The organism is Intrasporangium sp., assembly GCF_035280925.1.
GTDB lineage: Bacteria > Actinomycetota > Actinomycetes > Actinomycetales > Dermatophilaceae > Intrasporangium.
The window spans coordinates 1-11,251 of sequence record NZ_DATEEY010000195.1 but is presented as its reverse complement, the minus strand read 5'-3'; the positions used below and the strand labels follow the sequence as shown (position 1 = coordinate 11,251).

Annotated in this window: 10 protein-coding genes; 5 read left to right on the top strand and 5 right to left on the bottom strand. The window is 70.0% G+C overall.

All coding sequences use genetic code 11. From position 1 onward, the window contains the following. On the top strand, positions 1 to 460 hold a 460-nt coding region (locus VJN29_RS17680; protein WP_324144955.1), incomplete at its 5' end, for a glycosyl hydrolase family 65 protein. A 100-nt stretch (positions 461 to 560) separates the two neighbouring features. Continuing rightward, positions 561 to 1,046: a VOC family protein gene (locus VJN29_RS17675; RefSeq protein WP_324144954.1), complete on the top strand. Its 486-nt coding sequence runs from the start codon at positions 561 to 563 to the stop codon at positions 1,044 to 1,046. A gap of 25 nt (positions 1,047 to 1,071) precedes the next feature. Here VJN29_RS17675 and VJN29_RS17670 read toward each other — a convergent pair whose 3' ends face one another. Both VJN29_RS17670 and VJN29_RS17665 read right to left on the bottom strand, forming a co-directional pair. Then, positions 1,072 to 1,245 (bottom strand): hypothetical protein, encoded by a 174-nt coding sequence (locus VJN29_RS17670; RefSeq protein WP_324144953.1) that lies wholly within the window; start codon positions 1,243 to 1,245, stop codon positions 1,072 to 1,074. Positions 1,246 to 1,399: 154 nt separating this feature from the next. Then, positions 1,400 to 2,458, bottom strand: a complete 1,059-nt coding sequence (locus VJN29_RS17665; RefSeq protein WP_324144952.1) for a zinc-dependent alcohol dehydrogenase family protein — start codon at positions 2,456 to 2,458, stop codon at positions 1,400 to 1,402. A gap of 279 nt (positions 2,459 to 2,737) precedes the next feature. On the opposite strand from VJN29_RS17665, the gene VJN29_RS17660 reads away from it, so the two are divergent. After that, positions 2,738 to 4,150 (top strand): aspartate aminotransferase family protein, encoded by a 1,413-nt coding sequence (locus VJN29_RS17660; RefSeq protein ID WP_324144951.1) that lies wholly within the window; start codon positions 2,738 to 2,740, stop codon positions 4,148 to 4,150. Positions 4,151 to 4,365: 215 nt separating this feature from the next. Here the strand turns inward: VJN29_RS17660 and VJN29_RS17655 are convergent, their stop codons facing one another. Further along, positions 4,366 to 5,373 carry a phosphotransferase enzyme family protein gene (locus VJN29_RS17655; protein ID WP_324144950.1) on the bottom strand — a complete coding sequence of 336 codons (1,008 nt, stop codon included), beginning with the start codon at positions 5,371 to 5,373 and terminating at the stop codon, positions 4,366 to 4,368. A gap of 175 nt (positions 5,374 to 5,548) precedes the next feature. On the opposite strand from VJN29_RS17655, the gene VJN29_RS17650 reads away from it, so the two are divergent. Both VJN29_RS17650 and VJN29_RS17645 read left to right on the top strand, forming a co-directional pair. Then, entirely contained in the window at positions 5,549 to 7,558 is a 2,010-nt protein-coding gene (locus tag VJN29_RS17650) for an acetoacetate--CoA ligase (RefSeq protein WP_324144949.1), read from the top strand. Positions 7,559 to 7,670: 112 nt separating this feature from the next. After that, positions 7,671 to 8,099 (top strand): DUF2000 family protein, encoded by a 429-nt coding sequence (locus VJN29_RS17645; protein WP_324144948.1) that lies wholly within the window; start codon positions 7,671 to 7,673, stop codon positions 8,097 to 8,099. A 27-nt stretch (positions 8,100 to 8,126) separates the two neighbouring features. Here VJN29_RS17645 and VJN29_RS17640 read toward each other — a convergent pair whose 3' ends face one another. After that, positions 8,127 to 10,391 (bottom strand): LLM class flavin-dependent oxidoreductase, encoded by a 2,265-nt coding sequence (locus tag VJN29_RS17640; RefSeq protein ID WP_324144947.1) that lies wholly within the window; start codon positions 10,389 to 10,391, stop codon positions 8,127 to 8,129. An 8-nt stretch (positions 10,392 to 10,399) separates the two neighbouring features. Beyond that, positions 10,400 to 11,251: LLM class flavin-dependent oxidoreductase (locus VJN29_RS17635; protein WP_324144946.1), on the bottom strand; the 852-nt coding region annotated here is incomplete at its 5' end.

Sequence of the window (11,251 nt, the reverse complement as noted above, 5' to 3'; positions counted from 1 at the left end):
TGTGGCCTCCACCGGAGGGGTGTGGAGTGCGCTGGCGGCCGGCTTCGGCGGGATGCGCGACCACGGGGGCCGGCTGACCTTCGATCCCCGGCTGCCGGATTGCTGGCCGTCGCTGACCTGGCGGATGCGCTGGCAGCAGGCGCGGCTACGCGTCAGGCTGGACCGCGAGGCGATCACCTTCGTCGTCGAGGTGGGCGAGCCCCTGAGCCTGAGCGTGCGCGGCGAGCGGGTGGAGGTCGGCCACGAGGAGGTGCGCGTCCTCCTGGGCGGCCAGGGCCCACGGCGCGGCGGCGGGCCGCAGCTGCAGCTGGTCGGCGAGAGCCCGTTGGGCACCAGGCGTCGGGCGATCGAAGGTCTCCCCGCCACGGCCGGAGTCGTCCCGCACAGCTGGTCCATCGAGCTGGATGACCCGACGGGCCCCATCCCGATCCGTGCGCCGCAGTCCGACCCCGCCACCTGACGCCCGGCCCCCCCGGCGCCGAGGGGGTCGACCCCTGGTGGCTGGAGGACTAGCCTCGGTACCTGTCCAACTCGCGCGTGTGGGCCAAGGGAGGCTTCCGATGCCCCGAACAGTCCCGTGCCTGTGGTTCAACGGCCAGGCCGAGGAAGCAGCTGACTTCTACTGCTCCGTGTTTCCCAACTCTCGAGTGACGCGGGTCCAGCCGTACCCGGAGGGGAGTCCGTTCCCCGCTCCGTTCGGTCCGGGGACCGCGATGACGGTGGATTTCGAGCTGGACGGGCAGCCGTACACCGCCCTCAACGGAGGGCCGGAGTTCACCTTCTCGGAGGCCACCTCCATGCAGATCTTCTGTGCCGACCAGGACGAGATAGACCACTACTGGGACCGGCTGACTGCGGACGGAGGTGAGGAGAGCATGTGCGGCTGGCTCAAGGACAGGTACGGCTTCTCATGGCAGGTCGTCCCGAGCGCGCTGTACGAGCTCGACTCCGACAACCCGGCCAAGCAGAAGGCCGTCGCCGATGCGATCTTCCGCATGAAGAAGCTCGACATCGCGGAACTGCAGCGGGCCTTCGACTCTGCCTGATGTCGCGGTCGCGGCACGGCCCGGATCACCCGATGATGATCGGCTCTTCGTCGTCCTGCTCGGCTGCGTTGAGCTTGGCGATGACACTCCTGACCTGAGCGCGGACGTCCGCCTCGTCATGGCCGAACGTGCTCAGGTAGGACTGCATGGCGTTCCGGGTCAGCGCCAGCTCAGTGTCCGTGAGATGCACCATGTTCACGCTCCAACGGTACGCCGCTCGGCACCGATTGCGCTGGCACAGTGCGGCGTGCCGACCCCCGCGCGCGCCGGCCACACGAGAACGGTCGTCGCGCAGCCAGCGAGCCCAGCGGCATACGGCATGGACGTGTGCCGCTGGGCTCCCCCCGACAGGATCAGCCGTTGTTGGTCAGCAGCACCTTGAGGGCTCGGTTGTCGGCCGCGTTCGCGAAGGTGTCGTACGCCTCCATGAACTGGTCGAACGTGAACCGGTGCGTGACGAACTTGCCCGGGTCGATCGCCCCCGCCTCGATCTGGTCGAGCAGCTCCTGGGCCGTCGTGGCGTTGACGAGACCAGTCGTGATGGTGATGTTGTTGATCCAGTCGCGCTCGATGGGGAAGCTGACCGGCTGGCCGTGCACGCCGACGTTGGCGACGCGGCCGCCGGGCCGGATCGAGTCGAGCGCAGTGGTGAAGGTGGCCGGGATCCCGACCGCCTCGATCGCCACGTCGACGCCGAGGCCGTCGCGACTCAGCTCCTTGAGCTCTCCGACGACGTCGTCGGTCTTGGTGATGTCGATGGTGTCGGTCGCACCGAACTCACGCGACTGCTCGAGCCGGTACGCGTCGCCGTCGACGGCGATGATCTTCGAGGCACCCCGGGGTCCTGCCGTCATGATCGAGGCGAGCCCGATCGGGCCGGCACCGATGACGGCGACGACGTCGCCCTCCTTGACCTGTCCGTAGACGACGCCGATCTCGAAGCCGGTGGGCAGGATGTCGCTCAGCATCGCCGCCTGCTCCGGCGTGACGCCCTCGGGCAGCGGGATGAGACCGTTGTCCGCGAAGGGGACCCGGACGAGCTCTGCCTGCGTGCCGTCGATGAGATGGCCGAAGACCCAGCCGATGCCGCCCAGGGTCTGGCAGTGGGACGTCAGTCCGGCCCTGCAGTAGTCGCACTTCATGCACTTGGAGATGCACGACACGATGACCCGGTCACCGACCTTCACCTTGCCGACCTCCGAGCCCACCTCGGTGACGACGCCAACGCCTTCGTGGCCCAGGATGCGGCCGTCGGTCACGGCCGGCACGTCTCCCTTGAGGATGTGCAGATCCGTGCCACAGATCGTCGTCGCCTCCATCTTGACGATGGCGTCCGCAGGATCCTTGATGCTGGGATCCGGAACCTCCTCCCACGCCTTGCGGCCGGGTCCGTGGTAGACAAGCGCCTTCATTGCAAACACCTCGTACTCCATCGAAGTGCCGCCCGCCCGGTTGGGCGTGCGGCCGAACGCCCTGAGGCCCATTGTCCTGCGGCATGATCTGCCGGGACCCGAGCGCAACCCGTGACAATGCCCACCGCCCTCGGCGAGGAGTCCGGGACCTTTGGCCTTGACCGCCTTCGCAACGACGGAATCCGAAGGTGCATCCCCTCAAGATCAACGGTTTCAGCGGTGGACTAGCATTCGTTCATGCGGATTCGTTAGTCTTTGGCTGACGCGAAGGAGACAGAGATGACCGGCATGCTCCAGACCAGCACCTCCCACGACCCGGGGACCCGACGCCGCCTGCCCGAGCGGTCCGAGCCGATCGACCCCCGGCGGGTGGAGCAGCTCCTGGCCGCCGAGTGGGACCGGTTCACGTCGTGGTCCCGCGGCTCCGGCGAGCACAACGAGCGGGCGAGCCGCTCGCTGCCGCTCGGGGTGACGAGCTCGTTCCAGCACTGGGAGCCCTATCCCATCTCGATCGCCTCCGCGCGGGGCGCCTGGCTGACCGACGTCGACGACAACCGGCTGCTCGACCTGTCGATGGGCTTCGGCGCGATGCTCGTGGGCCACCTCAACCCGGTCGTCGTCAAGCACGTCACCGAGGCCCTGACGCACACCGGGACGCTCTTCGTGACGCCCTCCCCGCAGGCGACCGAGATGGCGGAGCGGTTCCAGCAGCGCTTCGGGCTCGACATGCTCCGCTTCACCAACTCCGGCACCGAGTCACTGATGTATGCGATCCGGGTGGCCCGGGCCCACACCGGCCGCAAGGCCATCATCAAGATCGAGGGCGGCTACCACGGGGGCTACGACGGCCTCCAGGTGTCGGTCAAGCCCGACCTCGCGGACATCGGCCCGGCCGAGGCACCCATCCCGGAGGTCCCGTTCGACGTCGAGGCGGGCACCGTCCACGTCATCGCCTACAACGACCTCGGGCAGCTCGAGCGGGTACTCGCGGAGCACGGCCGCGACATCGCCGCGCTCGTCATCGAGCCCGTCATCGAGAACCTCTCGATCGTCGTCCCCGACGAGGGCTACCTCGCCGGCGTGCGCGCGGCGTGTGACGAGCACGGCGTCGTCCTCATCTTCGACGAGGTCAAGACCGGGCTCACCGCGGGCTACGCCGGCGCAGCCCAGCGGCTGGGCGTCCAGCCCGACCTCATCACGCTCGCCAAGTCGATCGGTGGTGGCCTGCCGCTCGCCGCCTTCGGTGGCAAGCGCGAGATCATGGAGGTCGTGGTCGACGGGCGGATGGCGCACTTCGGCACGTACAACGGCAACCCGCTCGTCATGGCGGCAGCGCGCGCGGTCGACGAGATCTGCACGCCGGAGGCGCTCGATGATGCCGAGGCGATGAACAACCGGGCCATGGACGCGATCGACGAGATCATCGCCGCTCACGAGCTGCCCGCCCACACCGTCGGCCTCGGCGTCAAGGGCTGCGTCACGTGGGCGGCCACGCCGGTGCGCAACTACCGCGACTACAAGGCGACCGACTTCGGCCTGGCCGAGCTGTCCTGGCTGTGGGGGGTCAACCGGGGTGTCCTCACACCGCCGGGGCTCGACGAGCAGTGGCTCGTCTCGCTCATGCACAGCGACGACGACATGGCGATCCTCGTCGACGACTTCCGCCAGCTCGCCGAGGCGCTGCGCGCCTGACCGGGCGACGCGCAGCATGACCGTGCGGGGCCCGCAGGTCCCCGCACGGGCGTCGACCTTCGGTGTCGACTCGCATCCTGCTCCGCCTCGCGGAGCAGGATGCGAGTCCTCGGGGCGGACTGCCCACGACGGGTCTGCGCGCGACAGCGAGAGCGAGCTCAGCGGCATACGGCCAATGTCGTATGCCGCTGAGTTGCCTTCCAGCGCAAAGCCCGTCACGTCGTCGGCAGGGCGCGAGTGAAGCGGCCGGTGCGCATCCAGTGCCGCAGCCGGTCGACGGACAACGGCAGGTACGTCTGGGCCAGCTCGCGCCACTGGGCGGTGCTGCTGCCCAGAAGCAGGTTGGCCAGGAACAGCTGGCGCGAGGCGACGAGGGCCTCGAAGTCGGCTGGTGCGATGTCCGGCAGCACCGACACCTCCGCATAGCCGGACAGCATCGCCGGCTCCGTCGCGGGGTCGCTCCCACGCAGGTAGAACGTGCTGATGGCGAGGTCCAGTGCGGGCACGCCCAGACCGCAGTCGTCGAAGTCGAACACCGCCAGCCGACCGTCCTGCCACTTGAGGTTGCCTCCGTGCAGGTCTGCGTGGAGCGGGATGACCGGTCCTGCCGCATCGGCCCGTCGGAACGCCTCCGTGGTGGCCACGCGAGCACGCCGGAGCACCTCGTGCTGGTCGTCGGTGAGGCCGGACGCGGACCCGAGGCGGTCCGGGTCGCGGAAGAACGGGCTGTCGAACCGCGGCAGGCGGCCACCGGGCGGCAGCTGCCACCCGGTGCCGTGCGCGTGCAGCAGTGCGATGGAGCGGCCGAGCTCGCGGGCCACCTCGGCGTCGGGGTCACCCACATCGGGACCCTCCAGCCAGCTCGCACAGGTCACCAGCACCGGCCGCCCCAGCGCCGCGGACTCCACCTGCGCGTACCACTCGCCGCGGGGCGTTGACACGGGCCGCGGCACGTGGACGGTGGTCTCCGCCGCAATCGCTGTCAACCACTGCTGTTGGGTGGCCACCTCAGCAACCGAGCTGGTCGAGTTGGTGTTGACCCGAAGGGCAAGTCGCCTCCCGTCCCCGGCCTCGAGGGAGAAGGTCGAGTTGAAGGCATGGCTGACCAGCTCGAGCCGGTGGACCTCGAGACCGAAAGCCTCGGCCGCGTCCATCGCCGCGGGGCGCAGCGCCTCGGCCTGCTCCTCGTCGGTCAGGTCGGCATAGGTGCGGGCCGCGTCCATGCTGGCAAGGTACCGCCAGCCTGCGGGCGCCTCTGGCCTCATGGCTGGGTGTGAAAGGTTGGCCTCCCGTGGCGCGGGGTGAGCTCTCACACCCAGGCCGTATGCCGCTGGGCTTGCCCCGTCACTAGGGTGGGGTCGCCGTGGAGTCCTGGTCCCCTCGAATCCGGGAGGAACGATGACAGACGCCGTCGTGCCGTTGTGGTCGCCGAACGAGCGTGATCTGCGGAACAGCGTGCTGGCGCGGTTCCAGCAGCACGTCGGGAGCCGGCACGGCTTCGCGACCAGCGGGTACGCCGCCCTCTGGCGCTGGTCCGTCACGCAACCCGCGGCCTTCTGGGGCGAGGTGTGGGACTGGTTCGACCTGCCGGAACGGCCGTCGTCCGAGCGGGTGCTCGAAGGTCTGCACGCGCCCGGCGGGCACCGATGGTTCCCCGGGACACGCCTCAGTTACGCGGCCCACGTCCTCGCTCCCGGCGACGACGACGACATCGCCGTCATCGGGAGGACCGAGGCCGGCGCGCGGCACGTGCTGACCCGCGGGGAGCTTCGCGAGCAGGCGCTGGCATTCGCTGCAAGCCTCACCGGATTCGGCGTACGGCCGGGCGACCGGGTTGTCGGCTACCTGCCGAACATCCCCGAGGCGGTGGTCGCCTTCCTCGGAGCCGCCGCCGTCGGCGCGACGTGGAGCTCGGTTGGGCAGGACTACCAGCCGAGCGCGGTCGCGGACCGCTTCGGGCAGCTCGAGCCGCGTGTCCTCGTGGCGGCGGACGGCTACCACTGGGGTGGCCGGGAGGTGGACCGGCTCCCTGCTGTCGACGAGCTGGCCGGCCTGCTGCCGACGATCGAGCACACGGTCGTCGTTCCACACCTTGGTACCTCTCGGGGAGCGCGAGCCCCGACAAGGACGGTCACGTGGGCGGAGGCCACGAGGGTTCCGTCTCGGGACACTGCGTCTGAGGCTGCGTCTGACACGGCCCTTCCCGTGCCCCTTGACGTGCCGTTCGACCACCCGCTCTGGGTCGTCTACTCCTCGGGGACAACCGGCCTGCCCAAGGGGATGGTCCACGGCCACGGCGGCATCCTCCTCGAGATGCTGAAGCTGCACGGCCTCCACCAGGACCTCACTGAGACCGACCGCTTCTTCTGGTACACGTCGCCCAGCTGGATCATGTGGAACATCCAGACCTCCGCACTGGCCGTCGGCGCGAGCATCGTCTGCTATGACGGGTCTCCGATGCACCCGACACCCGCGGCGCTGTGGCGAGTCGTGCAGGACGAGCGGGTCACCTTCTTCGGCCTGTCGCCGGGCTATCTACAGGCGACGGAGAATGCCGGCCTCCGTCCCGGCGACGAGTTCGACCTCTCCGCGCTGCGGTCCCTGGCGTCAACCGGATCACCACTGCCGCCCCACCTGCACCGCTGGGCCGCTGACGCCGTGGGTCCGCTGCCCCTGTGGTCGATCAGCGGCGGCACCGACGTCGGAAGCGGTTTCGCGGTCGGCTCCCCCACCGTCCCGATCTGGCCCGGTGAGATCTCGGTGCCGGCCCTCGGCGTCGCCCTCGATGCCTGGGACGACGCGGGCCGGCCCGTCCGCGGCGAAGTCGGCGAGATGGTCGTCACGGAACCCATGCCGAGCATGCCGATCCGATTCTGGAACGATCCCGGCAACGAGCGGTACCGGGAGGCGTACTACGCCGTGCATCCCGGGGTCTGGCGCCACGGCGACTGGATCACGATCACGGAGCGGGGTTCTGTCATCGTCCACGGGCGCTCGGACTCGACCCTGAACCGCAACGGGGTCCGCATGGGCAGCGCCGACATCTACGCAGCCGTGGAGACCATCCCCGAGGTCGTCGAGGCGCTCGTCATCGGCGCCGAGCAGGAGGACGGCTCCTACTGGATGCCGCTCTTCGTCGTGCTCGCGGACGACCAGACCCTCGACGAGGCGCTTGCGGACCGGATCCGGGCCGCGATCCGAGAGAAGGCCTCACCACGGCACGTTCCCGACGAGATCCACCAGGTCCGGGGCGTCCCGCACACGCGCACGGGGAAGAAGCTGGAAGTCCCCGTCAAACGCATCCTCCAGGGCGTGCCGGTCACGCGCGCAGCCAACCCGGACACCGTGGACGACCCGGCACTGCTGGACCTGTTCGCCGACCTTCGGACACAAAGGTATTCGCGATGATGAGTCACATCCAAGGATGCCGTATGCCGCTGGGTTGCCCTCCAGCGGAGTGATCCCCGGGTCGTGGTGAGCCAACGTAGCGGCGGCTCCGGCGGCAGGGCAGACTCGGGCCATGGACGACCTGCTCACCCCGCCCTTCGACACGAAGATCGCCGTGGTCGTGCGTGACGACCTCGAGGTCTGGCAGCGGCTCAACGTCACGGCCTTCCTCATCAGCGGTGTCACCGCGGCGCACCCGGAGCTCGTCGGGGAACCTTATGCCGATGCCGCCGGACGCACCTATCTCGCGCTCCTCGGGATGCCGGTGCTCATCTTCGAGGGCACGCCGTCGGCGGTCGCGACGGCGCACGAGCGAGCGGTACGCCGAGGGACTCCGCTCGCCATCTACACGAAGGACATGTTCACGACGGGGCACGATGCGGCCAACCGCGAGGTGGTCGCCACGGCGCCCTCGGACGCGCTGGACCTCGTCGGTGTCGCCCTGCATGCTCCGAAGAACATGGTCGACCGGATCGTCAAGGGAACCCGCCTGCACCACTGACGCGTCGCTCAACGATGTGATGGGCAGCTATCGGTCGAGCGGGAAGTTGTCCCTGAAGACGTGATCCGGGTCGTACCGGTGCTTGAGCTCGCGGAGCCGGGCGAGCGTCGCGGGCGGGTAGGCGTCGGCGAGGCGCTCGGGCCGACGGTCGGTCTCGAAGCTGACGTAGAGGCCGTTGAAGTGGTGGGCCAGGGCGTCCCACTCGCGGTCGAGCTGGGCGTGCGTCGCGCCGAGGGCGACGACGCTGAACCCGGCGGACCGGTGGGCGAAGGCCGTTGCATCGGGCGGCACGTCCTGGGTCGCCCCGCCGAGGGCACGGATCTGGAAGAAGTACGTGGCGCCCGAGTGGAGCAGCTCGGCGGCCTGCTTCGCGAACTCTGGGGTGACGTGGTCGAGCAGACCGGAGCGAGACACCGGCTGCCCCTGCGCGTCGTGGATCGCCGGCGGCGGGACGACGAGAGCCTCGTAGGGCAGGATCTGCGCCTGCTGTCCGATAAGGGGCGCCGTGTTGGCGAGCGGCTGGAGCCGGGAGAGGATCGTCTCGGAGTCGTCAGAGGCGACGACGTTCATCGTCTGGGCGACGATGCGGCCCTCACGGGGCGGCCCCATGATGAGGAAGCTGGTGGTGTCGCGCGGTGACGACTCGACGGCAGCGCCCCACCGCTCGAGGAAGCCGGCCACGTCGGACGTGACGTCGTGCACGAGCTGGGCGAAACCGACGTCGTCCACCTCGCCGGCCTCGAGCTCGAAGGCCGTGACGATGCCCAGCATGAAGCCGGCGCCGCGGACCCCCCAGAAGAGGTCGGGACGCTCGGCCTCGCTCGTGCGGACCAGGGACCCGTCGGCGAGGACCATCTCGACGGCACGCAACCGGTCGATGGTCAGGCCCTGCGACCGCCCGAGGAAGCCGATCCCACCCGCCGTCGCGAGGCCGCCGACTCCGACTCCGCCGTAGTCCCCGGACGTGATGGCCCAGCCGTGCGGGGCCAGGACCGCCGCGACCTCGCCCCAGCGGGCGCCCGGCTCGACCCTGACGCGTCGGCTGGACGGGTCGATGACCTCGATCGACCTGAGCTGGCGCAGGTCGATGATGATCCCGCCGTGGTTCGTGGAGCGGCCGCTGATGCCGTGGCCGCCGCTGCGCACCGACAAGGGCACCGGCTGGGTGCGCGCCCACCGCACCGCGTCCGAGACCCCACTCGGATCGCGTGGCTGCAGCACGACTCCGGGATTCCCGCCCCGCATGTAGTTGGAACGGAGCCGAGCGTAGGCGGCATCGCCGGGCTCGACCGCGTCCGCTGCCAAGGTGGCCGGGATGGAGTCGTAGTCGATGCCGACGTGGCGCTGGACCCGGATGAAGCTGCTCGCGATGGTCCGCGTCTCGGTGCCACGCTCGGCCCGCTCGGCTGCGACAGCCTCGCGGAGGGCGGGAACGACCTCGCCGGCAAAGGTCTCGATCGAGTCCGCGTCATCGGAGGCGAGGACGACGGTCCCGACGCCGTGATCGACGACGAGGGGCAGGAGCTGCTCGACCCACTGCGCGGGAGGCCCGTCGAGGAAGCCGCCGTCGCGTGAGCCGAAGCGGCCGGAGACGTTGGCGATGCGCCTGATCTCGCGTGGGTCGCGGCCGGCCCGGATCGCTGCTGCGTCGACGGCACGGCCGGTGGTGGACAGGTCCGCGAGACCCGAGTTGCCGCCCGGGATGACCCAACCGTCGGCGAGCCGTCCGACGAGGTCGAGCATCCGTCGCTTCCCACCGCCCACCCAGATCGGGATGTTGTGGGCCGGCGCCGGTCCGCGGTCGACGCCGTCGACGCGGTGGTGGGTTCCCTTGGTCCGCACCGGAGTCCGCTGACTGGCGGCCCAGATGCCGCGGATGATGTAGATGGTCTCCTCGAGCGCGTCGACCGACTCGCCCGGTGAGAGGCGATCGTTGCCCATCGACTCGATCGCATCCCAGAAGTAGCCGGCACCGAGGGCGAGCTCGAGCCGGCCGTGCGAGAGGAGGTCGAGACTCGCGGCGGCTCGCGCGAGGACGGCCGGCTGTCTCATCGGCACATTGATGACGCTAGGGGCCAGCCGGATCCGCTCGGTCTGGCCCGCCACCCAGCTGAGCAGCGTCCACGTCTCGTGGAAGCGCGGCTGGTACGGGTGGTCCTGGAACGTGACGAGGTCGAGTCCGACCGCCTCGCTGAGCTGGGCGAGGCGGACGGGGGCCAGTGCGTCGTCCGTGCCTTGGCTGTTGAGCGGCGTGATGAACGTGCCGAACTCGAGGGGGTGTCCGAGATCCATGGTGCTGGTCAGCTCGCCGCGCCGGGACGGGCCGTTGGCGTCCCACGTCGCTCGCGCTCTGCCACGACGAGCTCGCGGGTGGCCGGCGCGACCTCCTGGCCAAAGAGCGCAAGCTGGTTCGGGTCGTCGCCCACGACGATGAAGGCGCTCAGGCCGTGTTCGAGCGCCAGCGTCGCGAGCTGCTCGGCCCACTGGCTGGGCGGCCCCACGAGGAGCCGGTCGCTCGGCTGGGCGGTGAACTGGCCACCGATGTTGACCAGGCGGCGTACGTCCCTCGGGTCCCGACCGGCTGCGGAGGCGGCCTCGTCGATGCGGGCGTTCGACTCGTCGATCTGCTCCATGCCCTTCAGGTAGGCGAGCGAGGGCAGCCAGCCGTCGGCCTTCTCGCCGATGAGTCGCAGCATGCGCGGCTTGAGTCCGCCGACCCAGATCGCGACGTCGTGTGCCGGGGCGGGCCCACGCTTGGCGCCGTTGACCCGGTGGCGCCTGCCGTCGACGACGAGACGCTCTGGGTTGCCCTTGTCCCAGATGCCGCGGATGACATCGATGGCCTCGCGGAGCGCGGTCAGCGACTCGCCGGGGCTGAGCCGCTCGCCGCCCATGGCCACGATCGGGTCCCAGAAACCACCGGCCCCGAGCCCGAGCTCGACTCGACCGCCGCTGAGCAGGTCGAGGCTTGCCGCGGCGCGGGCGAGGACCGCCGGCTGCCGGAGGGGAAGGTTGAGGACGTTGCTCGCGATGTGCACCCGCTCGGTCCGGGCGGCAACGAAGCTCATCAGGGTCCACGTGTCGAGGAAGGCTGCTTGGTACGGATGGTCCTGGAACGTGACGAGGTCCAGGCCAGCTGCCTCCGAGAGCTG

What these genes read in the sequence shown, in the direction of transcription:
- VJN29_RS17665 (WP_324144952.1), bottom strand. Translation starts at nt 2,458, where the DNA reads ATGAAGGCGCTTGTCTACCACGGACCCGGCCGCAAGGCGTGGGAGGAG.
- VJN29_RS17655 (WP_324144950.1), bottom strand. Translation starts at nt 5,373, where the DNA reads ATGGACGCGGCCCGCACCTATGCCGACCTGACCGACGAGGAGCAGGCC.
- VJN29_RS17650 (WP_324144949.1), top strand. Translation starts at nt 5,549, where the DNA reads ATGACAGACGCCGTCGTGCCGTTGTGGTCGCCGAACGAGCGTGATCTG.
- VJN29_RS17675 (WP_324144954.1), top strand. Translation starts at nt 561, where the DNA reads ATGCCCCGAACAGTCCCGTGCCTGTGGTTCAACGGCCAGGCCGAGGAA.
- VJN29_RS17640 (WP_324144947.1), bottom strand. Translation starts at nt 10,391, where the DNA reads ATGGATCTCGGACACCCCCTCGAGTTCGGCACGTTCATCACGCCGCTC.
- VJN29_RS17660 (WP_324144951.1), top strand. Translation starts at nt 2,738, where the DNA reads ATGACCGGCATGCTCCAGACCAGCACCTCCCACGACCCGGGGACCCGA.
- VJN29_RS17645 (WP_324144948.1), top strand. Translation starts at nt 7,671, where the DNA reads ATGGACGACCTGCTCACCCCGCCCTTCGACACGAAGATCGCCGTGGTC.